Source organism: Aliikangiella litoralis, from assembly GCF_052495765.1.
On record NZ_CP199292.1, the window covers coordinates 5,290,647 to 5,314,798 of the forward strand.

General features: G+C 37.3%; 26 protein-coding genes. 10 read left to right on the plus strand and 16 right to left on the minus strand.

The features are described from left to right. Positions 1–12: 12 nt before the first annotated feature. The 6 genes from tatB to ACT5E3_RS22140 all read left to right on the plus strand — a co-directional run bounded on the left by tatB (position 13) and on the right by ACT5E3_RS22140 (position 4,248). Positions 13–399: a Sec-independent protein translocase protein TatB gene (gene tatB, locus ACT5E3_RS22115; protein ID WP_444995731.1), complete on the plus strand. Its 387-nt coding sequence runs from the start codon at positions 13–15 to the stop codon at positions 397–399. A 14-nt stretch (positions 400–413) separates the two neighbouring features. Next, positions 414–1,166: a twin-arginine translocase subunit TatC gene (gene tatC / locus ACT5E3_RS22120; RefSeq protein ID WP_444995732.1), complete on the plus strand. Its 753-nt coding sequence runs from the start codon at positions 414–416 to the stop codon at positions 1,164–1,166. A gap of 24 nt (positions 1,167–1,190) precedes the next feature. Next, complete coding sequence (locus ACT5E3_RS22125; RefSeq protein ID WP_444995733.1) at positions 1,191–1,652, plus strand: hypothetical protein; 462 nt, start codon at positions 1,191–1,193, stop codon at positions 1,650–1,652. Between the two features lie 22 nt (positions 1,653–1,674). Continuing rightward, a complete protein-coding gene (locus ACT5E3_RS22130; RefSeq protein WP_444995734.1) occupies positions 1,675–2,457 on the plus strand; it encodes a YdcF family protein in 783 nt (260 codons plus the stop codon). A 101-nt stretch (positions 2,458–2,558) separates the two neighbouring features. Then, the gene (gene pyrE, locus ACT5E3_RS22135; RefSeq protein ID WP_444995735.1) at positions 2,559–3,200 is read left to right on the plus strand and encodes an orotate phosphoribosyltransferase; all 642 of its coding nucleotides are present in this window, start codon (positions 2,559–2,561) and stop codon (positions 3,198–3,200) included. 112 nt (positions 3,201–3,312) lie between these two features. Next, positions 3,313–4,248, plus strand: coding sequence for a hypothetical protein (locus ACT5E3_RS22140; protein WP_444995736.1), 936 nt, complete (start codon positions 3,313–3,315; stop codon positions 4,246–4,248). A gap of 65 nt (positions 4,249–4,313) precedes the next feature. Here ACT5E3_RS22140 and slmA read toward each other — a convergent pair whose 3' ends face one another. From slmA to coaBC, 3 genes are read right to left on the minus strand one after another with little or no spacing between them, the layout of a single operon-like run. Next, entirely contained in the window at positions 4,314–4,901 is a 588-nt protein-coding gene (gene slmA / locus ACT5E3_RS22145; RefSeq protein ID WP_444995737.1) for a nucleoid occlusion factor SlmA, read from the minus strand. Positions 4,902–4,910: 9 nt separating this feature from the next. Next, positions 4,911–7,445, minus strand: a complete 2,535-nt coding sequence (locus ACT5E3_RS22150; protein ID WP_444995738.1) for a phosphomannomutase/phosphoglucomutase — start codon at positions 7,443–7,445, stop codon at positions 4,911–4,913. A gap of 43 nt (positions 7,446–7,488) precedes the next feature. Beyond that, entirely contained in the window at positions 7,489–8,706 is a 1,218-nt protein-coding gene (gene coaBC, locus ACT5E3_RS22155) for a bifunctional phosphopantothenoylcysteine decarboxylase/phosphopantothenate--cysteine ligase CoaBC (RefSeq protein ID WP_444995739.1), read from the minus strand. Between the two features lie 192 nt (positions 8,707–8,898). Here coaBC and radC point away from each other — a divergent pair, with 192 nt between their 5' ends. The 3 genes from radC to rpmG all read left to right on the plus strand — a co-directional run bounded on the left by radC (position 8,899) and on the right by rpmG (position 10,164). Beyond that, complete coding sequence (radC, locus tag ACT5E3_RS22160; protein WP_444995740.1) at positions 8,899–9,576, plus strand: RadC family protein; 678 nt, start codon at positions 8,899–8,901, stop codon at positions 9,574–9,576. A 183-nt stretch (positions 9,577–9,759) separates the two neighbouring features. Beyond that, a complete protein-coding gene (gene rpmB, locus ACT5E3_RS22165) occupies positions 9,760–9,996 on the plus strand; it encodes a 50S ribosomal protein L28 (RefSeq protein ID WP_444995741.1) in 237 nt (78 codons plus the stop codon). A gap of 12 nt (positions 9,997–10,008) precedes the next feature. Further along, positions 10,009–10,164 carry a 50S ribosomal protein L33 gene (gene rpmG, locus ACT5E3_RS22170; RefSeq protein ID WP_142892448.1) on the plus strand — a complete coding sequence of 52 codons (156 nt, stop codon included), beginning with the start codon at positions 10,009–10,011 and terminating at the stop codon, positions 10,162–10,164. A gap of 66 nt (positions 10,165–10,230) precedes the next feature. On the opposite strand, the gene ACT5E3_RS22175 is transcribed toward rpmG, so the two are convergent. The 10 genes from ACT5E3_RS22175 to coaD all read right to left on the minus strand — a co-directional run bounded on the left by ACT5E3_RS22175 (position 10,231) and on the right by coaD (position 17,628). Continuing rightward, positions 10,231–10,971: a hypothetical protein gene (locus ACT5E3_RS22175; protein WP_444995742.1), complete on the minus strand. Its 741-nt coding sequence runs from the start codon at positions 10,969–10,971 to the stop codon at positions 10,231–10,233. Continuing rightward, entirely contained in the window at positions 10,952–11,764 is an 813-nt protein-coding gene (gene mutM / locus ACT5E3_RS22180; protein ID WP_444995743.1) for a bifunctional DNA-formamidopyrimidine glycosylase/DNA-(apurinic or apyrimidinic site) lyase, read from the minus strand. Before mutM ends, ACT5E3_RS22175 begins: the two co-directional genes overlap by 20 nt. A 1-nt stretch (position 11,765) precedes the next feature. Further along, entirely contained in the window at positions 11,766–12,242 is a 477-nt protein-coding gene (locus ACT5E3_RS22185; protein WP_444995744.1) for a hypothetical protein, read from the minus strand. Continuing rightward, complete coding sequence (locus ACT5E3_RS22190; RefSeq protein ID WP_444995745.1) at positions 12,232–14,259, minus strand: Gldg family protein; 2,028 nt, start codon at positions 14,257–14,259, stop codon at positions 12,232–12,234. The genes ACT5E3_RS22185 and ACT5E3_RS22190 overlap by 11 nt, the downstream gene beginning before the upstream one ends. Positions 14,260–14,261: 2 nt before the next feature. Then, positions 14,262–15,227, minus strand: a complete 966-nt coding sequence (locus ACT5E3_RS22195; RefSeq protein WP_444995746.1) for an ATP-binding cassette domain-containing protein — start codon at positions 15,225–15,227, stop codon at positions 14,262–14,264. A gap of 88 nt (positions 15,228–15,315) precedes the next feature. Continuing rightward, on the minus strand, positions 15,316–15,708 hold the full coding sequence (locus ACT5E3_RS22200; protein WP_444995747.1) for an ExbD/TolR family protein: 393 nt from the start codon (positions 15,706–15,708) through the stop codon (positions 15,316–15,318). Positions 15,709–15,815: 107 nt separating this feature from the next. Further along, positions 15,816–16,124, minus strand: coding sequence for a DUF3301 domain-containing protein (locus ACT5E3_RS22205; protein WP_444995748.1), 309 nt, complete (start codon positions 16,122–16,124; stop codon positions 15,816–15,818). A 67-nt stretch (positions 16,125–16,191) separates the two neighbouring features. Beyond that, complete coding sequence (locus ACT5E3_RS22210; protein ID WP_444995749.1) at positions 16,192–16,602, minus strand: ExbD/TolR family protein; 411 nt, start codon at positions 16,600–16,602, stop codon at positions 16,192–16,194. Positions 16,603–16,803: 201 nt separating this feature from the next. Next, a complete protein-coding gene (locus tag ACT5E3_RS22215; RefSeq protein WP_444995750.1) occupies positions 16,804–17,064 on the minus strand; it encodes a YfhL family 4Fe-4S dicluster ferredoxin in 261 nt (86 codons plus the stop codon). A gap of 78 nt (positions 17,065–17,142) precedes the next feature. Then, complete coding sequence (gene coaD, locus ACT5E3_RS22220; RefSeq protein ID WP_444995751.1) at positions 17,143–17,628, minus strand: pantetheine-phosphate adenylyltransferase; 486 nt, start codon at positions 17,626–17,628, stop codon at positions 17,143–17,145. 568 nt (positions 17,629–18,196) lie between these two features. Between coaD and ACT5E3_RS22225 the strand changes: the two genes are divergently transcribed. Next, entirely contained in the window at positions 18,197–20,326 is a 2,130-nt protein-coding gene (locus ACT5E3_RS22225) for an Ig-like domain-containing protein (RefSeq protein ID WP_444995752.1), read from the plus strand. Positions 20,327–20,388: 62 nt separating this feature from the next. Here the strand turns inward: ACT5E3_RS22225 and hemE are convergent, their stop codons facing one another. From hemE to aroB, 3 genes are all read right to left on the minus strand, one after another. Further along, entirely contained in the window at positions 20,389–21,447 is a 1,059-nt protein-coding gene (gene hemE, locus ACT5E3_RS22230; RefSeq protein WP_444995753.1) for a uroporphyrinogen decarboxylase, read from the minus strand. A gap of 82 nt (positions 21,448–21,529) precedes the next feature. Next, on the minus strand, positions 21,530–23,053 hold the full coding sequence (locus ACT5E3_RS22235) for an AAA family ATPase (RefSeq protein ID WP_444995754.1): 1,524 nt from the start codon (positions 23,051–23,053) through the stop codon (positions 21,530–21,532). Positions 23,054–23,067: 14 nt separating this feature from the next. Further along, on the minus strand, positions 23,068–24,144 hold the full coding sequence (gene aroB / locus ACT5E3_RS22240; protein WP_444995755.1) for a 3-dehydroquinate synthase: 1,077 nt from the start codon (positions 24,142–24,144) through the stop codon (positions 23,068–23,070). Positions 24,145–24,152: the final 8 nt, after the last annotated feature.

The following is a 24,152-nucleotide window of genomic DNA, read 5'->3' on the forward strand; positions in this document are numbered from 1 at the left end:
TAAGCCGTTATTATGTTTGACATTGGATTTTTAGAATTACTTGTTATTGGTATCATTGCCTTGTTAGTACTTGGCCCAGAAAGATTACCCAAGGCTGCCCGTACCGTTGGTTTGTGGGTAGGAAAAGCGAAACAAAGCTTTAACACGATAAAAACTGAAATTGATCGGGAATTAAAAATACAAGAAATTCAACAACAACTCAAAGAACAAAAAAATAATTTAGAACAACAACTTGAGATTAACTCAATTAAAGAAACGCTTTCAGAAGCGGAAAAAGATATTAACCACATAGCTGCTGAAGTCAATCATCCTTTGGATAGTAATACAATAAATGGTGACGCAATAGATAACAATAGTGTGGCCGAGCCTGCTACAACAAGTGATAAATCTAAAAAATAATGACCAACCCAACCATGCCTAATCACACTGAGCCAGATTCTACCGATGCCGACATGCCATTATTGGCACATTTATTAGAATTACGTGATCGCTTATTGAGAGCCGTGTTATCGGTTATAGTCGTATTTTTATGCCTTATATATTGGGCCAACGATATCTACTTGTTACTCGCAGCCCCCTTGCAAGAAAGACTGCCTGAAAGCTCAATGATGATAGCCACAGATATTGTATCGCCATTTTTAACACCATTTAAAATGACCGCAATTTTGTCTGTATTCATTGCGATGCCCTATATATTACACCAAGCTTGGGCATTCATTTCACCAGGGCTCTATCGACACGAAAAGCGCTTTGCCTACCCTCTATTATTTTCAAGTATTGTTTTATTTTATGCTGGCCAAGCTTTTGCTTACTTTGTGGTATTCCCGCTCGCTTGGGCTTTTTTAACCTCAGCCGGTCCTGAAGGTGTACAAGTTTTACCCGATATCAGTAGTTATTTAAGTATTGTTCTGAAAATGTTTTTTGCCTTTGGGATAGCCTTTGAAATTCCAGTCGCCACAGTGTTAATGATATGGTCAGGACTAACAACTGTAGAAAGCCTTAGAAGTAAGCGACCATATGTAATTGTCGGCGTCTTTGTGGTTGGTATGTTATTGACCCCTCCAGATGTTATTTCACAAATCCTGCTAGCAATTCCAATGTGGATATTGTTTGAACTAGGCATTATTTTTGCTGGAATGGGTCGAAATAAACCAGATGAAGAATAATCAAATCAAAAAGGAGGCTATCCAATGAGATTCATATTATTACTATGTCTTACTGTATTTTCACTTTACACGAATGCTGATACTGCCGATAAAAACACAATAAAAACACTAATTGAATGTAGCGAAATAACCGATAACAAACAACGACTTGTGTGTTTTGATCGACAACTGCTACAAATTAAAAATAATGCTAAAACAAACAATAAGTTAGTTAACACAAGTCAAGAGGAGCTATTTGGGAAACAAAAACCTGAAGAATCAGCCCCTAAAAGCTTAGAAAGTCACATTAAAGGAGTCTTTAAAGGATGGGTCAAAGGCAAAATCATTACCTTAGAAAATGGACAAAAATGGAAAGTAATCAGTCAAACTAAGGGTTACACCAAATTAACAAACCCCAAAGTAACCATAAGTAAAGGAGTTTTGAACTCTTACGATATGAGAGTTGAGGGTTTTATTTCAAAAGCCAAAGTGAAAAGAGTCAAATAATTCAACTAATGAGACTACCTATATGAGTTGGGATATTATTATCAGTTATACCCTTAAGGGACTGCTTTTGCCTCCTGGTATTAACTTGATAATAATGGTTTTAGCCGTTTTTCTATTTAGAAAATACGCCCGTCTGGCTACTAGTTTATTAGTGCTCAGCTTCACAACACTGTTTTTGCTGAGTTTACCTTCTATTGCACAAACATTAATTCAGAATATTGAGCCAACTTCTGTGCTCAATAGTACACAATTAAGACAAATATCAAATGATGACACGCCTAGAGCAATCGTCGTGTTATCTGGAGGTAGAATAGCTTTAGCACCTGAATATGGGGATATTGATACAGTTAACTCAGCTACACTTCAACGCATTCAGTATGCAAGCTGGCTACAAAAACGAACCAACTTACCTGTTTTATTATCTGGAGGAAGTGTTTTTAATGAAGCGACAGCGGAATCCGTTTTAATGAATCAGGTGATGATGTCTAACTTTGCAATAGCCCCAAAGTGGATAGAATCTGAAAGCAAAAACACCGCAGAAAATGCACTTTATTCGGCACAAATTCTCATTAAGAATGATATCAAAGAAATACTATTAGTCACTCATGCATGGCATATGCGAAGGGCTAAGAATGCTTTTGAAGCACAAGGTATTAAAGTTTTGGAAGCCGCAACGGCATTTGAATCAAGCCACGCAAAACAAACTCGTTGGACTCAATTTTTACCTAATGCTAGTGCACTAGAGAAGAGCAGTCGTGCTTTGCATGAAATGCTCGCTTCACTCTGGTATCAGCTTAGATATTAAAACATCATGCTGTAGCAACTTGTATAAACAAGATATTTGTTGCTACCGCCTAACTCAGTTAAAATCCTCATAACTATTTGTAAACGGTAAATAATACTAAGATGACAAACATAAAAGATAGATTTATCAATCTGGCAATTGAGCGTCAGGCTTTAAAGTTTGGAGAATTTACTCTAAAATCGGGAAGGATCAGTCCTTATTTTTTTAATGCAGGCTACTTTAATGAAGGTGTTGATTTAGCAACATTGGGTGACTGTTATGCTGAAACATTGATGAATGCTAACGCCGAGTTTGACATGCTATTTGGCCCAGCATATAAAGGTATACCTCTAGGCACTACCACAGCAGTTTCTCTTGCCAATAATCACCAAAAAAACTGCGCATTTTGCTTTAACCGCAAAGAAGCTAAAAATCATGGTGAAGGCGGTAATCTGGTTGGGGCTCCTCTCAAGGGTAAGGTTATGATAGTTGATGATGTTATTACTGCAGGCACTGCAATTAGAGAATCAATTGATATTATTCAGTCCGCTGGTGCAACACCTTCTGGTGTTTTAATCGCTTTAGATCGTCAAGAAAAAGGAAAAACAGAACTATCTGCCATCCAGGAAGTCGAAAAAGAATACAATTTACCGGTTTATGCTATTATCACTTTATCGGATCTACAAGATTATTTAGCAAGCCATCGAGAACTTTCGCAATACGTTGAGGCAATTTCTCAATATCGGAACAACTACGGAATTTGAGTACCTGGTAATAGTTTGCCAGCTTCATTGATTAGATAATAGCGCTTGCTAAACATCAATAACCACTAAATATGAAACTATGAAAATACTTTGTAAATATATAATTTTATTAATGATTACATTTCTTGCCACTGAAGCTACAGCAAAACAGTTTTATCGTTTTAAAAATGCTGAAGGTAATATGATTGTGAAAGATCAACTAACCAATGAAATGATTGCTGTTGGCTATGATGTCATTAACGCTCAAGGAAAAGTGATTAAACGTGTGGGGCCGGGAAAAACACTGGGCGAAGAGGAAAAAGAAAGACTTAAAGAAATAGAAAAGAAAAAACAAGAATATGCTTTCAAACTCAAAATTAAAAGCGATGCAGAATTATTAAGGCAATTTAGTTCTATTGCAGACATTATTCGTAACAGGGATGCTCAGTTATTAGCATTAGAACAAAGAATAAAAATTCAAGGCAGTAAATCTGACTTACTTAAGCTGCAACTTGAAGATCAACAGCGCCAGGCAGCCACCCATGAGAGACTGGGTCAAAAAATTCCTAAAGTACTACAAAGTGATATAGAAGGAACACAATCTCAAATAACCACGAATATCAAAAGTATTGCGACATTAGAAACAGAAAAAGTTAACGTCGCACAACGCTATGAAAAAGATATTGTTCGTTATAAAGAGCTTGAATCTCTTAGAAAAACACTTAAAAAACAAGGTACTCAAAATGATGGAATAAGGCCAATTATCTATGACTGCCCTAACATTGCGACCTGTCAAAAAGCTTGGCAACTAGCTCAAGTTTACGCCAAAGACAATGCTTCAGGACAAATTGAAATTATTACCAATGCATTAATTTTAACTAGTAGACCTGAAGGTGAATCGGATATAGCTTTATCTTTCTCTAAAATACCCGCTCCCAATAATAAAAACCAAGTTGTGTTTGAAGTGACCTGTAATGATTCAGAAGCAGGCGCTGCTCTGTGCAAAAGTGATGTCGTCAAAAACATTAAACTGAATTACTTGAAACTGGTTAACGATAGAACAAATTAAACAATCTAACGAGCAACAAGTAGATTGGTTAGAACCCCCTATAAAACTTCTAACCAGTCTACCAATTAAGAACAATTAAGACCTTGAGTCAAAATTTTCCATTGATTATCCCATTGCGCAACAGGATCATTTTTGAAACTTGAGCGAACAAATTGCTGCATCCGCCCCTCAATAACAGACGTAATCAGTTTTGCCATAGCGCCAGAATCAAGCGTTGATTGTCCTGATTTGAACGACTCATCACGCAATATTTGCTTAACCTGAAGCTCCAAGCGATCAAAAATTTGTGATACTCGCTCTTTTAAACGCTGGGTTTCTCCTAATAAGACTTCTCCAGTAAGCAAGCGACTAATACCAGCGTTGCGCTGAGCAAAGTTGAGGACTAGTGAAGCGATCATATAGCATTTATCTAAGCCACTTTGTTCACCTTCACTAATCGAATTAACACGGCTAAATATACTTTCTTCGCTAAAATCTAATAGCGACTCGTACATTCTAGCTTTACTTGGAAAATGACGGTACAAAGCCGCTTCAGAAACCCCAACTTCTTTAGCTAAACGAGCAGTTGTAATTCTGTCGCCTAAATCATTTTCCAACATATGTGCGAGGCTTTGCAAGATATCTTGCTTTCTATTCGTTTTTTTATCACCCACGACAACCCCCTAGAAATCCAGATTAAGACTACTATCTATCATCATCATTTGTTGTTTAAATATCTTTTTTATTCGATTGATAGCTTGGGCGTCATCCCCTTCAAAGCGAATAACCAAATTAGGTGTTGTATTTGAAGCCCTAACTAACCCCCAACCATCAGCATATTCAACCCTGACGCCATCAATGTCAATCATCTTACCTTCACCAAATGCCCCTTGGCGTGCCAAGCGGTTGACATAATCAAACTTGCGCTCATCACCTATTTTAACGTTAATTTCAGGTGTTACTTCACTATTGGGTAGTGCTTTGAATATTTCAGCTGATTTACGTGTATCCGCCGATAAGATCTCCAGTAAACGAGCCGCCGTGTATAAAGCATCATCAAATCCATACCAGCGCTCTTTAAAGAAAATATGTCCACTACACTCGCCTGCCAATAACGCACCAGTGTCACGCATTTTAGCTTTAACCAGAGAATGACCTGTTTTCCACATTATAGGATGACCACCATTGGCAGAAATAACTTTTGAAAGGTGCTTGGTACACTTAACATCAAATATGATATCAGCCCCCGGATTACGCGATAAAACATCCATTGAATACAACATCATTTGACGATCAGGCCAAATGATATTTCCTTCAGAGTCGATAACGCCTAATCTATCTCCATCACCATCAAAAGCTAAACCTATATCCGCTTGTTCGGATTTCACTAAATCAATAAGCTCTTGCAAATTCTCTGGCTTACTTGGATCGGGATGATGATTAGGAAAGTTGCCATCCACTTTACAATACAAGCCAACCACTTCACAGCCAAGTGCTTGTAACAATTGAGGAGCAATCTTGCCTGCTACCCCGTTACCGCAATCAACCGCAACTTTTAATGGCTGTGCAAGTGCTACATCACCGGTTACCTGACCAATATAATCTTGCGTTACTGTAGTTTGCTCAGAACTACCGCTTCCTTTCACAAGATTCCCTTTTTCAATGCGTTCCCTAAGCGCCTGAATATCTTTACCTGATAAAGTTTTTCCGGCAATAACAATTTTTAAACCGTTATAATCTTTAGGGTTATGACTGCCTGTCAACATGACGCCGCTACTCGCATCAAGATAGTTCGTTGCAAAATAAAGTAGTGGTGTAGGCTCCTCACCAATATCAATAACATCTCTACCGCTGTCAACTAAGCCTTGTTTTAATGCTTCTAACAACTCGGGCCCAGATAAACGACCGTCTCTAGCAACAACGACCCGTTGCTCTCCTCGCTCAAATGCCTCGCTACCAATAGCTCGTCCGAGTTCTCTAACGATTTCAGCATTAAGCGTTTCGCCCACAATGCCACGAATGTCATATTCCCTGAATATTGAACTTGAAATTAGCTGCGCTTGATCTTCTTGACTATTAATAATTTCTAACCCCTCTTCTTTGTCTGATGATAATGCCTTAATTAGAGAACCCGACTCATGTTCGATTTGCGCCACATCATTTTTAGAAGTCTCTGAATTTTGACTGCTAGCCGTTGTATTTTCAGAAAGTTCAAAACCTTCCCTAATTAAAGTTTTAGCCATATCTTGGAATACTTGAAGTTCAAACTCTGAAACCATTAGCGGCTTGTTTTCGTTTTTACTATCTAACAACCATTTCACAAAGTTTGTAGTATCACTACGTACCATAGTTTGCAGTTTCTTCAACCCTAAAAAGCCACCGACACCAACTAGGGCCATAACCAAAATTAAACCACCAAAAAATAAAATAAGTTCTAATTGAGAGCTAAATTTAGCGGGATCATCTGGCCAAAATGCAATTCGCCAGTGAGTCTGAGGAACACTGGCAACACCAAGCGCCTCCCCCTCTTTATATTTTTGCTCGCCAATAGATATAATTGTTCTATTTTGATTAGCAAAACTTTGTAGAAATTCATAGTAGCCAGGCACTAAGCGAGCCTCGGGAAGCGCCTGTTGGAAAATATTGAAATCGACACCTATTAAAGCCACTTTATCTGTGCCCAATATTTTAAATAGCACGGCAATATGCTGACTTGATGTTCCTGAATTAATGGCTTCTGGCATAATGTCTGTAGCGCTAGATTTGAGCTGCCTTAATAACTGTAAAGTTACATTCGTGATCACGGGTTTAGAGTTTGAGTCAACATCATGAATTGAGCTTTCTAATATTCTCACCCCCATCACATTGTTAAGTCTTTTTTGCAAACTATTTTCAATATTTTTAATTTCTGTAGGATTAGAGCGTCTCAACACTTGTTTAAGTTCAGGATCATTAAGAATCGATTGAGCAGATAACCGGATCCCATCAAGACGGCTTAAAACAAGTTCCATATAAGATGTCATAGTGACATCAATAAAGGTTTTATTTCGCTCTTCTGCCGGTTGTACTACCACTAAATAATATTGCACTACAGCAACAAAAATAATAGTTAAAACACATAAAGTTAGATAAGGAAGCGAATAAGATAATAGCGTTTTGACTTTTTTATTAGACTTTGTTTTTTGTTGTTGCTTTTCTTTGTCTGTATTAATCTTCACTAGTTGTCTCCAAACGTGACTTTATATTTTTTTAATTTCTGGTTTACGCTTCGTTAAGTTTCATTGCTATCTGCTCAATAATCTGTTGCGCCAACACTTCCTTTGAAGCAACATTAAGCAGCTTCTCTTCGCCACTTTTATCTAACAGAAGCAGTTGGTTATCTTCGCTATTAAACCCTAAGCCTTCACAACAAATATCGTTGGCGCAAATCATATCGAGCTTTTTCTTTTCCAACTTTTTGTTTGCGTAAAATTTTAAAGATTGGCTTTCAGCAGCAAAACCTACCACATAAGGGCGCTCAGCTCTATTAGCTACCCAAGCTAAGATATCAGGATTTCGCTTTAACAATAAGCACATTTCCTCATCATTTTTTTTAATTTTTTGACAAGAAACTTCTACAGGAGAATAATCCGCAACAGCAGCACACCCAACAAAGATATCAACACCCTCAACACTATTTTTAACCGCATCAAACATTTGGGCGGCACTAGTGACACGAGTCACCTGTACACCAAAAGGCTCACCAATACTCACAGGGCCCGAAATCAAATGCACTTCAGCGCCTGCAATTTTTGCTGCTTTTGCTATTGCATACCCCATTTTTCCTGAGCTATGGTTAGAAATAAACCGTACAGGATCAATCGCCTCTACAGTTGGTCCAGCGGTAATTAAAACTTTTTTGCCTGTCAGAGGTTTGTCTCCATAGGCTATCGATTGGACTTGTTGTGCTATATCCAGTGGCTCAAGCATCCGGCCGGCTCCAATATCACCGCATGCTTGCTCCCCAGCACCAGGCCCCAAGACTGTAACGCCTGAATGTGACAACTTTTCTATATTGCTCTGGGTAACCGAATTAGCCCACATTTGCTGGTTCATAGCAGGGGCAATCATTAGCGGTGCTTTTGATGCAAGTACGATAGTGGTAAGCAAATTATCAGCCTTTCCATGAACAATTTTTGCAATAGTGTTTGCAGTAGCTGGGGCTATCAACAAAAGATCAGCCCATTTGGCTAATTCAATATGTCCCATAGCCGCTTCCATAGCTTGATCAAAAATGTCTTGATGCACAGGATGACCAGAAACAGCTTGCAAAGTCATTGGCGTAATAAACTCACTCGCACCTGGAGTCATTACTACTCGCACATTAAACCCTCGCTCTTTCAAGCGACGAACCAAGTCAGCGCACTTATAGGCAGCAATACCACCAGTAACGCCTAGTAGAAGGTTTTTGTTTTGATTAAAAGAAGTTTTTTCCGACAACTCAAATATCCTTAAGGGATTACATTTGGAAATAGTTATTATTTGTGTTACAAGCGAACTGAATACTCACTAACCCGAATAATAGCAAACCTTTTGCGCCATTTCTCACTCTTTTTTAAGTAAGTATCCTACAGACAGGGTATTATAAAATTATCACACTAGAATTTCGATCAATTTAGCAAAGGAAATGCAATGAGCCGACTTCTAGAATGGCCACCCCATGAACGCCCTCGAGAAAAGCTACTTAAAAAAGGCCCTGAATCGCTGAGCGACTCAGAATTATTAGCTATTTTTCTAAGAACAGGCATAAAAGGTAAGAATGCAATTGAATTAGCAAGAGATATTATTCAACATTTTGGTGGCCTCAGAAAACTACTAACAACCAATAAAAAGAATTTTTGTCAATTTAAAGGGCTTGGTGAAGCTAAATATGTCCAACTCAAAGCCTGCCTTGAAATGAGCCAAAGGTATATTGCTGAAGAACTTGTTCAAAATGATGTTATTCAAAGCTCATCTCAGGTCAAAATTTATGTGCAAAGTCGCCTACTCAATCGAGAGAATGAGGTTTTTGCTGCTATATTTCTTGATAATCAACATAGAGTAATTACTTATGAAGAACTGTTCTTTGGTACAATAAACAGTGCCTCCGTTCATCCGCGGGTAATCATACAAAGAGCGTTAGCCCTAAATGCGGCTGCGTTAATTGTCACTCATAACCACCCTTCAGGTACTTCCGAAGCAAGTGTTTCAGATATTGACATGACGCAAACACTCAAAAAAACCTTAGAGCTTGTTGATGTAAAATTATTAGATCATTTAATCGTTGCCTCCCATCAGGTGACTTCAATGGCCGAACAAGGACATCTTTAAATATCAATAGGTTAGTCTGGCGCATACCAATCAATTAACGCTTGATTGGTAAAATTGTGAGCAAAAAGTTGTATTATTTGTGCTTATTTGGTATAAAGTGCGCCCTTTCCGCGGCAGGAAGGCAAAAATAGATTCAAATTTGAAATTTCGCCGCTATGTACAGAATTTAAAGAGGCTAATACCATGTCACGAGTATGTCAGGTTACAGGTAAAAGACCTGCAACAGGAAATAATGTTTCACACGCAAAAAACCGCACGCGTCGTCGTTTTTTGCCAAATCTTCACACTCACCGCTTTTGGGTTGAGAGTGAGAACCGTTTCGTTAAACTTCGAGTTTCTACGAAAGGTATGCGCATCATCGATAAAAGAGGTATTGATGCAGTATTAACTACCATTCGTCATAATGGCGAAAAAGTATAAGAGGAATCTATCATGCGCGATAAAATCAAATTAGTTTCTTCAGCTGGTACTGGACATTTTTATACCACAGACAAGAACAAAAAGAATACTCCACACAAGCTTGAGTTTAAAAAGTATGACCCAGTTGTACGCAAGCATGTGATGTACAAAGAAGCCAAAATTAAGTAGCTTCAACTTTTACATCTCGTGTACGAGTAGCCTGAAAAAGCCCAGTTTTACTGGGTTTTTTAGCGTTTACTCAATATAAAACTGAGAGTTTTTTAATAATCGCTGGGTTTGCGCCAGCAAATTAATTTGCTCAGTATCCTGCTCAAAGCAAAAACACTTTCCTCCCCAATAAACCTTATTATCTGTTAATAGTTCCACCCCAGATCTTAAGTTATTTTTTTGCGAGTGTTTAACAACATCAACTAATCGTTGAACCACCGACTCAGCTTCAACCCCACAACGAACTTTACCTTCTCCAGCTTTTAAAATTGGCGTATAAACTGGGTAAAGCGCTCCATATAAGCCGCTACAGCGTAATATAAGAAGATTAATACCGAAACATGTATTAAGCTGTTTTTCAGCTTCTAACAGCCCTTGTCCAGCTTCAGTAAGCACTTCAGGCGTCGTTTTAGCCGTTACAATCCCTTTTTTAATTCCTTCATAGACTCGAGTAGACGAAACCATAACAATATTCTTAACACTTATCTGCTGACTATTAATCTGCTTTATAAGCCCACGAAAGATATTCTTCCATTGCCATGTTTGAGGATTATTAGATTTTTGACGAGCAGAAATACAAATAACTAACAACCCAATATTTTTAACCTGACAGCTTTCAGAAAAAATTAAACCGAGTTCAGAGTCAATACGACCATCATTTATCACTTGTATATTTAATGACCTCAAAGACTCAGCCAAAGCACCACCAATTCGCCCTCGCCCACAAATAACTAGTTCCCTATTGGTATTACTTTTGACAATATCCACAATACACCGTTGAGCGTTGAGCTAAAATAACTTGTCTTAATTTTTTTTGACACTTTGCACAAGGTTCATTTGCACGACCATAAACCTGATGAGTATGTTGAAAATAGCCCGGTTTACCATCTGCCGAAGTAAAGTCTTTCAAACTACTACCCCCGGCTTTGATCGCTTCCTGTAAAATTAGCTTTATAGCTTGAACCAATTGAAAAATACGAGCACGAGAAATCCGACAAGCTTCTCTTCGAGGATCAATTCCACACTGAAATAATGCTTCTTGCGCATAAATATTACCAACTCCAACAACAATACTACTGTTCATGATTAGAGGTTTAATAGCAGTCTTACGTTTTTTACAAACGTCTAATAAATAATCTCCATCAAAATCATTACTAAGCGGCTCTACTCCAAGTTTTGCTAATAAAGGGTGTTCTTCCCCCTGTTTGTTTATAATGACACTGCCAAACCTTCGAGGATCATTGTAGCGAATAATTTTTCCATTTGATAAAACAATATCAACGTGATCATGTTTACCGATCTCAGTATTATCATCAACCACACGCAAGCTACCCGACATACCTAAATGAATCATTAATTCAAAATCACCCAATTGCAGCAACAAGTATTTGCCACGTCGTGTAACAGCATTAATGGTCTTATTTTTAAGTTTCTTTGATATTTGAGGATCGACAGGCCAACGAAGTTTTGGTTGACGCACAACAACCTTAACGACACGACTATTTACACAGTGAGGCTCAATCCCTCGACAACTAGTTTCAACTTCTGGTAGTTCTGGCAATTTAAATTTTTCCTGGATAATAGTTTTCAAACTGATGTTTTTCTAATATAAATTGGCGAGATGTACTAACAAAAGTGATTAACATTTTATCTTTGTATAAACTCACTTTACAAACAACTGGTTGTTGTATATTCGACAAGTATAATAAAACGGTTTTGCCTGTTAAGTGACTTCCCAGATAAACCTCGCCAGTTTGGTTTAAAATTAAATTCCAATTTTTAATAATAAGATTAATTTTTTCTTTTGATAAGCTTTTATTAGTACTATACCAAATACTGTTATCTCGCCATAAAGTAACCTCACCAAAGTCAATTTTAATCAGTGCAACTTGGCCACTTAAAGTTTGGCTAGAAATATCTCCTGCTCTTTTATTCATCATTCGGCCAACCAGAACCAAAATTAAAAACATTAAACTAACACTAATGATAATAATGTTGAGCCACTGTTTACCTGACAGTTGAGTTCTTTTATTTGGCATAATGATACTTTCTGTATAACAACAACCAAAAAAGTAAAATTAACACTGGCAGTATTAATGTAAAAAACCAATTCATCGATATTGCTAGCCAACGTGATGGTTTAATACTTTTATCTAGCACGTTACCTTGCTGCACTTTTGTTGTTTCAATATTTGTCAGCCAACTAATCAAATTCATTGCAAACTGTTTATTAGCATAATTGTTGATTGCTGTGTCAGAAATAAAGTGGCTGTCACCAACCACAACTATTTTTTGTTGATTCGCTTGGTTAGTATGAGCCAATGCAACATCAAAGGATTTCTGCTGCTCTCCAACTTTTTGATCAAATGTTAATTGCTCTTGCTGAATTTTAAATTCATTCCATACTCCCTGGTGAGTTTTAATAATTGGTTCAATAGAAACCTGAGTATTTTTCTTGTTCTTTTCAATAAATAGTCCACTAGTCCAAGGCAAAGCAATAATGCTATTAATATTACGAGTGATTGGGTGGTCTAACATTTGATTGATTATAACAACCGCAGGATACGGCGTACCGCTTTGAAAACCATTCCAATCAACTAAAGTTCCGGGGTAGCGACGTATATTAGTGAATGACATTATCTGCTCAGGAATAATACTATCAGGATCAAGTAATAATAATAAATTACCACCTCCCTTTAAATACCCCATAACCAGCTCAATCTCGGCTGATAGCCATTGTTGTTTACTCGCAGGAATGACTAGCAAGTTAGTATTTTCACTAATAACAGGTGATTTTGTTAAATTTTGCGCAGCAACGGGCCATCCAGACTCTTTTAATATTAAATGTAATTCACTTAAATCAGAAGATTTACTAGCAAATAAGCTTGCCTCACCATGTCCTTCAATAAAAGTAATCCATTGCTGTTTGCGGTTTAATAACTGTGTAACAGCCGTTTCAAAAACAGACTTTACGTTTTCAGCAAATGGATAAGCAACAAACTGCTGTGCTTTGCCCAAACTAAATTCTATGTACTCTCCTGTCTGTTGCCGAGTCAGCTCTAAATTTTGTCGTGAACGAAACTCTAATTCACTTTTTGGAGAAACTTGCTGAATAATCTGAAACCCTCTTAATACCTCTTCGCGACTTGTCTCATCATTAATCACCGCTGTTACATGCAAAACATCATTTTGAGCAAGTAATTTTTCTATCGTAGACTGACTAATGCTACTACGTAAATCTCTTGATAAATCAACTTGTCCAGGAAAATATTTTGCTAATAAGATAAAAACAATACCAATACTTGCGCCTAATTTTATCGCTTTTGAGTCGTTCACTTTATAACGAGAAATAAACAGGTAACAGCTACAGAACCCGAAAATAATCCAACCTAAATAAACAGCAATATCCGCAAAACGAATCAAACCTTCTCGCAATGAAAAATAAGGTAAAAACAAACCATGCCATGGCGAATCAGACCACCAAAAGCGCAAACTCATTTCAAAACTAATAACCGCTAAAATAGAAAAAGCCGATAACATTGAAGCTATTAGTGGGCGAGATACAAGCAAACAACAAGCAAGCACCCAAAAGTTTATGCATAAACCGATAACCAGCATATTAACGGTAAGTATACTCAGCCTGATTAAATCAAGCTGAGTATGCATCATTAATACAAAAACAATTAGACAAAAATAAAGGAGAGGCCAAAGGCTCAATAATGTAATAGGCTTTAGTACAGCACTCAGTAATTGAAAACTATTCAAGCTCGAAAGGTCTAATAAACTAGCTTGGCCAGAAACTTTAATACTTGGTATTAGTTGTACGCTAGCCAAAATACTCATCAAAAATTGACCAACTAAAGTTAAACCAGCTAAAGGAATAATCACTTCATTAAAAACAGAAAGCAAACTAATATTTTGAGCTTGTAAATAAAGAAATTGTTGATATCCCAGTTTCGCGAACAAGCCTAAGCTTAGTGCGGTTGCTAAAACTCCTAGCAAAGTTGTTGGACGACGAATAACAATAGAGAAAAATAGTTTAAATAGGCTATTCATGTTTATAAGTCGTCATTGGCAAGTAATGAAAATAACGGCATAAGCGCAGCTTTTGCTTCTCCTAAAAAAACACTTTGAACATGAGAGCAAGCTAACAAACTATCTATTTCATTTAAAGTATCAACGGTAAGGCTTTTAATCGCATATAGAAATTTACCTTGTTTTGAATGGTAAGTAATGACCTCTTCCGCACGCAATAACTTTTTGACATCATCATTAGATAATTCACTCATCAACCAATATTCATTTTTATTCGACAGATCTAAACGAGCAACTAATTTTCCATGATGTAGTAACAAAACATAATCAGCTATTTGCACCGCTTCATTAATATGATGAGATGAGAATAAACAAATATTAAAGTTATCTAAAAGCGCTAAGTTTTCTACAAAGCGTTGTTGCTCAATAGGATCTAAAGTTTGTGTTGGTTCATCTAAAATAATATAGTCAGGACAACCTAAAAAAGCTTGAGCAATAAATAATTTTTGTAAATTTCCTTCAGAAAGGCGCGGCATCAACTGTTCCGGTTGTGAAACCCCCCACAGACGGATAACTTGTTTAATCTGTTGTTCTATGTTGCTTTTTAAACGTGCTTTCAATTCACAGCACAAGTGCAAATATTCATAACCCGTAATATTCGGTAAAGCCTGCATAGCGCTATCTTGATAACCGAGTTGATCATTAAATAATAATTCTGACGGTGATATATTAGAAAAACTAACAGAACCTCTAGCGGCTTTATACTGACCAATAAGCAAACGAATTAAACTCGACTTTCCAGCGCCATTCAAACCAACTAATGCTGTTTTTTTTCTGAAAGGTATTTCAAATGAAACATTGTCGACAAGCAGCTTATTGCCTATAGAAAAGCTTAAATTTTTTACACGCAGATAATTTGATTGTTGCATAATACAACTTATTCGTTGCTCAGGAAGGAGTAATATACCAGACTGTCTAAAGAGTGACACTTAAAAATCACTAAGATTATTCACTCAGACTTTGATTATACTTTTTTAACACATCCTTGTGTTGTTGATGTCGCTAATCTGTGGTCATTTAAAGCTTAGAGACTACAACTTGAGAAATACCTGCTAACTTAATTTGATCTACAGCTTTTATTAATATGGAGGTTGAGGCAATTTCATGGGCTTTAACTACGACGCCTGCTTTTTTTGATTTAGCATAAGCTAGCTCTATATTGGCTCTAAGGGCTTCAGCATCAATAGTGCGTCCGAGCAAACTAATCGTATCACTTTCGTCAATAGTAACAACTAAAGGCTTTATTTCAGAAGTGACATTATCACCTCCGCTATTGCTCAACCAATCCACTCCACTTTCTTTAACAAAAGTCGTAGTCACAATAAAAAAGATGAGCATAATAAAAACAACATCTAGCATGGGGGTCATATCGGGTGAGTCAATTGTTTCAGAGTGCTTTTTTCTTCGCATATTCACTTTCCTTTTGTTGTTTATCTCAACTAACTATAGACCTTTCAGTAACACTGAAGCAAGCCTTACTTTAAAAAGGAATCTGATACTTTTTACTTGAAGAGTGTTTAATTGATTGAAAAAGCTTCTAACTCTGAAGCGACAACATGCCCTGCCTGGATTAGTATTTTACCCTGATACCTATGTTCTCCAGTAGATGTAAAGTCAAACAAATATTCTCTTTGTAGTCGTAACCGTTTCTTATTATCTCTAGAAAGCGCCAATTTGCTTTGCACAACCGTATGATCAAGAAACTGTACACCAGCTTCTTCACAACGCTTTCTGCCTGCTCTAGTCGCTAGTTGCTTTAATTTTTGGGTATGTGACCAATAATAAGCAACCAAAATAATAGCAATTAACGAAATAACTTTACTCATAATGATTATTATCTATCGAAATAAAAAAGGCGACTCAATGGCCGCCTTAAAAAATTGATAAAACTATTTACTTAGTTGGTTTTACAACTGTCACTGTACCAGAGCCGGCTAACTTAGCTTGATCGACCGCTCTTACCACGATACCTGAATGAGCCGCTTCATCAGCCATTACAACAACTGATGCCTTGGGCTTTTTAGCGCGGGCAGTTTCAACATTAGGCTGAATAGCATCAACATCAATTAAACGGCCACCCATTTCAATATCGTTGTTTGCATTAATCGAAATTAAGATGGGTCTATTCGGATTAATTGGCTGATCGGGTGGAGGATTCGCTGGAGGACGAGCAAGCTCGATACCATCTTCTTTTACAAAAGAGGTTGTCACAATAAAAAAGATTAACATAATAAAGACGATGTCTAACATCGGCGTCATATCAACCTCAGTATCATCATCATAGTGTTTTCGTTGTCTACGCATTATCTATCCTGTTAATAATTAGGGGCTTGTCCCCTTCGATATCAAATTTCTTATAATTTTCAATGTTTTACTGCAATTGGCAGGAAAAGGGCAAATTTATTTGCTTATTTTATTTTTGTTATAATATCTAGCTAACTATAACGAGTACTCAGAAATAAGTCTAGCTAGGATAAAGCAATTTAATCAAAAATTAGTTATTAATTAGTCAGAGTAACTGCTTCCTGTGAGCCGCTCATACTTAAAAATCAACTGTTCTTTAGACTCTTTGTTATTATCATCAAATGGTATACAGTCGACTGGACACACCTGTTGGCATTGAGGCTCATCATAATGACCAACACATTCGGTGCATTTATCTTTATCAATTTCGTATATTTCCTCACCTTGGGAAATAGCTTCGTTTGGACATTCTGGTTCACAAACATCACAATTAATGCATTCATCAGTGATTATAAGTGACATAACCTAACTCTCTTGAAATAAAATAAGGACGCCATTGTACACTAGCCACATCCATTAACAAATAATCGTCGATTATAATCAGTCGGGGGTAAACTTATTTTCTAATGCTTTAAGTACAGAAGGTGCAACAAACTCACTAACATTCCCGCCTAACATAGCCACTTCTCTAACTAAAGTTGAAGATATAAATGAAAATTTTTCAGCTGGCGTTAAAAACAAGCTTTCTAGATCAGGGGCCAATCGACGGTTCATATTAGCTAGCTGAAACTCATATTCAAAGTCAGATACGGCTCTCAAGCCTCTAAGTAGCACATTAGCATTTTTATTTTTGGCAAAATTAACGAGTAATCCAGAAAAACCGCAAACTTCAATATTAGGCAAATGGCTTGTTACACTCTCAACCAGCTGTACCCGCTCGTCTATACTGAATAATGGCTGTTTAGTCGTACTATCAGCAACAGCAACGATTACCTTGTCAAACAACCGTGATCCTCTTTGAATTAAATCTAAATGTCCATTAGTCACAGGATCAAACGTACCAGGATAAAGCACTATTTTAGGCATCTTCCACTCACTTAGTTATTAATAGATCTAATAGTAATAACGCACATACAAAGCATTAAATCATGCATTGCCTTTGAAGTTATCAACTTAGAATTTTCTTTTCCAGCAAATATGTTAATGCCGAATAGCAACAAACTCTAGTTTTTTCACTCGTTATGTTTTTTGCTTTAAGTAAGTAAGTGCACACAAACCACAAAAAACTCCTACTTTTTTAGTTTGAGCAGCTTTTTTTAACCACTTATCAGCTAGCGATAGAAATTTAATATAAATAATCAACAGAAATTCCAAATAATGCATACACTTAAGTATTAAAACAATTAGTTTTATGCGCAAACATAGTTTGATTGTTGCTCAATGATCAGATAAATAAGAAGCAATTCTTGGATTTTATTAGAATTTAGACTAGCTTTGTTAATGAACTCATTGTTTTTAGTACGTTTTTAATAATTTAAGATTGAAAAATGAGTGACGATTTAGCGCTCTTTCAAACTTCTTTACTATTTTGACGTTCATATTTAACTATAAAACATTAAAGCTTCCTGCTTGACAGGTAATAGGAGACCCAGTGATGGATTGGTTATTTAAGGCATCCTCACCTTTTAAACAATTTTACCTTTTTCTAAATGTAACTATATTAGCATTGCTTACAGCTTGCGGAGGTGGAGGATTTGAAGACGTTGCAGATCCGACAGATCCAACAACCCCTGGCGCAACAATTACAATTACATTGAGCCTAACATCAGCTAATTCTGGTGATACGACACAATCAATAACGTCATCAAATCCAGGAAAAATAACGGCAACAGTAACAGGAATTACATCTCCTGTTATCGTAACCTTTACTTCAACTAATGCAGATATTCCTATACCTACAGCGATAACAGATGCTAATAACCAAGCCACTGTGGATATCTTAGCTGGTAGTACCTTAGGAGCAGGAACTGTCACAGCGAGTGTTTCAACAGGAGAAAAGGCTGAACTAGTTTATGCCATTGGCGCAACTAATTTACGTATGGGAAGCGGCTCTCCATTTCAGGAAAGTGTAGCAGCTGTTAGCAGCACACAAATATCAGCAGGTGGAACAACCACAGTGACAGTATTAATTGTTGATGAAGCGGGACAACCATTTACTGAAGCCGTAGACGTCAATTTTTCATCAGCTTGTACTCGCGCAACGCCATCAACAGCAACATTAAGTAGCCCTATAGCTACTATTAATGGTGTTGCTTCAAGTACCTATTTAGCACAAGGTTGTGTAGGTGATGATGCGATTAATATTACCGCAAATGCTGGTGGAATATCTTTATCTGCTTCAGCTTCGGTCAATGTTCTTTCAGCGGATGTTGGTAGTGTCGAATTTGTATCGGCAACCCCTGAAAATATTGCCATTGTTGGTGCTGGTGGAGTCAATGGTTCAGAAAGTTCAACTGTCATATTTAGAGTGAAAGATACCAATGGAAACCCTGTCAATGGGCAATTGGTTAATTTTACACTCAATACGGATGTAGGTGGCATCGCTATTAACCCGACTTCAGCAACAACCAACGCTCAAGGGCTTGCTCAAACAGTTATAAACTCAGGTACAGTAGCAACTTCTGTAAGAGTAACAGCTACCATTGATTCAAGCTCTCCGGAAATATCTTCTCAATCAAGTAACTTGGTTGTATCTACTGGTATTCCAGATCAAGATAGCTTCAGTTTATCTGCTTCTACGGCTAATCCCGAAGGCTGGAATATAGATGGCACAGAAGTTGATATTGTCGCCAGATTATCTGACGCATTTAATAACCCTGTTCCAGACGGAACAGCAGTTTCCTTTACGACAGAAGGCGGTTCAATTGAGTCATCTTGTACAACAGTTAATGGGGCATGTACAGTAAAGTGGACCAGTCAAAATCCTCGTCCAGAAGGACAAACGCTATCAGCCAATGGATTAACTCCTAGCGTAGTTAATACAATGGGTCAAAAGTTTGGTGGTAGAGCAACAATAATAGCAACCGCAATTGGAGAAGAATCATTCCCTGACACGAACGGAAATGGCCGTTTTGATGCATCGGAAATGACTGCTTTTGGCGGAACAAATATTAGTGGCTTACCTTATGACTTGGATGAAGCCTTTGTTGATCATAATGAAGATGGGATATTCAATCCTTCTATTGCTGGTGGGCAAACTGGTGGAGAAATAGAAACATTTATTGATTTCAACAATGACGCTAGTTTTACTCAGAAAGACACTCTTTATAACGGTGTGTTATGCTCAATTCCTGCACATGCCGGATGCTCAAGCGCGACTTCTATCAACGTTCGAGAAAAACTGGTACTCGTAATGTCTGGAAGCACGGCTTATTTTACTATATCACAAACAGTAGATTTTCCAGTAAACTCCGACGGTAACGACAGTAATGACTCTGTATTAAACCTACAAGGAGAAAGTACTGGCTCCGTAAGTGTCATTATTGCAGACTTACATAACCAACCTATGCCTGCGGGTACTACCGTTTCGTTTACCGCGACAAAGGGCTCAGTACAAGGAACGAGCTCCTTTACTTGGCCTAATGATAACCATAACGGAGGAGCAGCGTTTTCAGTCACAATCAAGGGTGAAACAACCCCAGGTAACGGAACACTACTGATAGAAGTGAAAACACCTAGCGGCTTAATTACGACAAGTAATCAAGTTAACATTGTTGTTAATTAACAGCTAGCAACCAGTCAAAAAAGGCCATCTTTGATGGCCTTTTTCTATTAAAAACCTACACATTAACTATGATATTGCCCACTCAACTCATGCACTGCATCCACATAAGCCTTCACGTTCTCAGGATCTATCGTCGGATGGATACCATGTCCTAAATTAAAAACATGGCCGCTCCCATTACCAAATTTGGCTAATATATCTCCAACCTCCTGTTTTACTCTTTGCGGCGTAGAATACAGTACACACGGGTCCATATTTCCCTGCAACGCAACTTTATCACCTATTCTTTCGCGAGCCTGATCAATATCAATCGTCCAATCTAAGCCAACACAATCGGCTCCAGTAGCAGCCATTTGCTCTAACCAGCCAGCCCCCCCTTTGGTAAAAATCGTGACGGGGATTTGATTACCTTGATAGTTACGCTGTAAACCATCAATGATTTGCTGCATATAATTGAGTGAGAACGCTTGATAGTTTTGAGTTGAAAGAACTCCCCCCCAAGTATCAAAAATCATAACTGCTTGAGCACCAGACTCAATTTGAGCATTTAAATAAGAAATAACAGACTGCGCTAAAATATCTAATAGCCGATGCATCGACTCAGGATTTTCAAACAACATGCCTTTTACTTCACCAAAATTTTTGGTGGTACCGCCTTCAACCATATAGGTTGCAAGAGTCCAAGGACTACCAGAAAAGCCTATAAGAGGGACACTACCATCTAACTCTTTTCTAATTAAACTAACCGCATCTGTCACATAACCTAGTTTTTCAAATATATCTGGTACATAAAGTTTTTTAATATCTGCTTCTGTCTTGACTGGGTGATGAAAGGCAGGTCCCTCTCCTGTTTTAAAATATAGCCCTAGTCCCATCGCATCAGGAATCGTCAATATATCAGAAAACAAAATAGCAGCATCAAGCTCATATCTACGCAAAGGCTGTAGCGTCACCTCGCAGGCTAACTCTGGGTTAGTGCACAACGACATAAAATCACCTGCTTGAGCCCTTATTTCTCTATATTCAGGAAGATAACGTCCCGCTTGTCGCATCATCCATACAGGCGTTTTATCAACAGGTTGAGAAAGCGCAGCTTTAAGGTAACGATCATTCTTTAACATTAATCAAACCAATAAAATATTGTGTGGTGCGCAATTCTACCTCAGGCCCAGACAGAATAAAATGATTGAGGTCAGCTATCACTCACTGTAAAGCTGATATTTCCTTTTTAACGGATTTTGCAGACTTTATCCATGCTTTACCGGGGTAGGCTCTTTTTAGGTAGATAATTCGAGTATGCTCTGCATCATCTCGATTATTAAATTGTCCAGAGACAATAAGATACAAATAACCTTTAGCTTTTTTCCGACGAAAAATCAACATATTACCTTTCAACGGATGCTTTTCTCTATATTGATTAGCAGCCTCCAAAGAGCTTAAAGCTACCCACTGAAGTGTATACTGAGTATCAGCATATTGGCTTAGTGCAATTTCATCAGAAGTTAATTGCAGCTTGATTTGTTTATCTAAAACTATTTTGGGTTTTGGCTTTGTTTCGGTTGGAGTAATATTTTCTTTTGTGTTTTGAACGTTCTGTTTTTTAACAACTAAGAGACTATCTTTATTATCTTTTTTTGTAATTTCTTTTTTAACTTCTTCTAAGTTATCTTTGTGGCCGCCTTCAGTTATTTTAGATTCAACAAAGTCTTGTGACAGCGCCTCTTTTTGCTGAGCAGATTCTTGTTGCGTTGTTTGCTCTTTTGATTTTCTATTTTCTTGAGAAAGCAACAAAGTACTTTGATTGACCTCTTCAGTCACTTTTTTACTGGGTTCGTTTATTTTAGATAGGTTGTTTTTTATTGAATCTTTTTTTTCCTTTAAGACAATATTTTCAGACTCATTACCCTCTATCGCTTTATTAATGTCTTTTTGAAAGATCAATACTGTTATTAAAATAATAGCAATTAATGCATAAACCAAAGACTTAGTATATTTTTGAGTACTCGTTTCTTTACTATTATTTTCAACATGACGGTTTTCATCTTCTGTCACTTTTGCTTTTACACTAGTCTGAGAGAGCCAACGCTCTAATTGATACTTTAGTTCAGCAGGCCGCCCCTGACTCAGCTCCCAAAAATAATGTAATTTTTGCTCATCATATAAAGTTTCGACAGTAACTTCATCAATTGCTTGAAAATAAGCAATAAGTTGTTTAGTCTCATTAGCTTCGATTGCTTGCAGCTCAAAAACAGCGCAAATATTGGGGTTATTACTGAGTGAGTCGGTTTGATTTAGTTTTTCAGCTAAATCAGAAAGCCCGGTCAATACGATATAAAGAGTTGTTGCTTTTTGAGTAAATTGTTCATGGACTAAAGCCATTAAATATTCAAGACAAGCTAAAGATAATAAGTGAGCATCATCAACAACCAAAAGCCCCCGCTGATCAAGTTTTTCTTTTATGCGAGTATGAAGTTTTGCCTCTGTTTCTTGCCAACCTAAGCCTAATTGCAAACAGATAGACTTTTCCAGCTGTTGCAATGTCATTTCGGGAAGTGCCTGTATTTGCGATAAGTAGGCTTTTCCTTCAAGCCTTTGTGTCAGTTGCTCTACAAAAAAAGTTTTACCTAATCCCTCATTCCCAATAACAACACAGCATAAATCAGCATAAAGCACATGACTTTCGATTGAGTCTAACAGCTGACTCTTTTGTAAACTTACATAGCTCAATGCGTCTACCTTTATTATTTTAGCTGTTTAACGATAGATTGCTCTATTAACTCCAATTTATCTTCTTCTACCAGAATACAGTGATCGTTTTTGGGAAGCACTAACCGATATTTATTAGTTAAGTTTTTCTTATCTAACTTCATAGCCTCAAGCATTTGCTCGGAAGAAATAGGCAAATTAACTTTATCAGGCAACTTTAGTGCAAGAAGTAACTCTCTATACTGTTCAACAACTTCAGCTTTAATCAATCCTTTGGCTAATGACAAATTAAAGGCCATTAGCGTGCCAATTGAAACAGCCTCTCCATGTAGGTAAGTTTTATACTCTGTTAACCTCTCAATAGCGTGTCCAAAGGTATGACCAAGATTAAGCAGTGCTCTACTACCTTTCTCTTTTTCATCTTCAGAAACAACTTCTGCTTTTTTCGCACAACTATGATAAATAATTTCTGCGAGGACATTGATGTCTTTATTTCTAATCTCGGCTAACTTATTGAAGAGTATCTCTTTAATAGGCAAAGAACCTAAAATTGCATATTTAACAATTTCGGCAAAACCAGAGTAATACTCTTTTTCTGGTAAACTTTTTAGTGTGTTTGTATCAATAAACACCGCTTTAGGTTGATAAAAAGCTCCTATCATATTCTTACCTAATGGATGGTTTACTGCTGTTTTACCGCCAACAGATGAATCGACTTGAGCTAATACCGTTGTTGGAAACTGGATAAAGCCCATTCCCCTTTGATAGCTTGCAGCAACAAAACCACCTAAATCACCGACAACTCCTCCCCCTAATGCGATGAGAGTATCATTTCGACGAAAACCATGATTAATTAAATAATCGATAACAGCAGTAAAGCTTTCGATATTTTTAAAAGCCTCTCCATCCGTTAATAAGAACTGATGAATTTTTTTATTAGGAAGTGAACGAGCAAGACTATCTATATAGAGAGGAGCAACAACTTCATTAGAAAGGATAAGAACATTATCCCCTTCACAAAAAGATTCAATCAATGAAGCATTGTCGATTAAACCTTGCTCGATATAAATATTGTAACTACGCTCACCTAAATTTAAAGCTAACTGGCGCATAGCGAAGT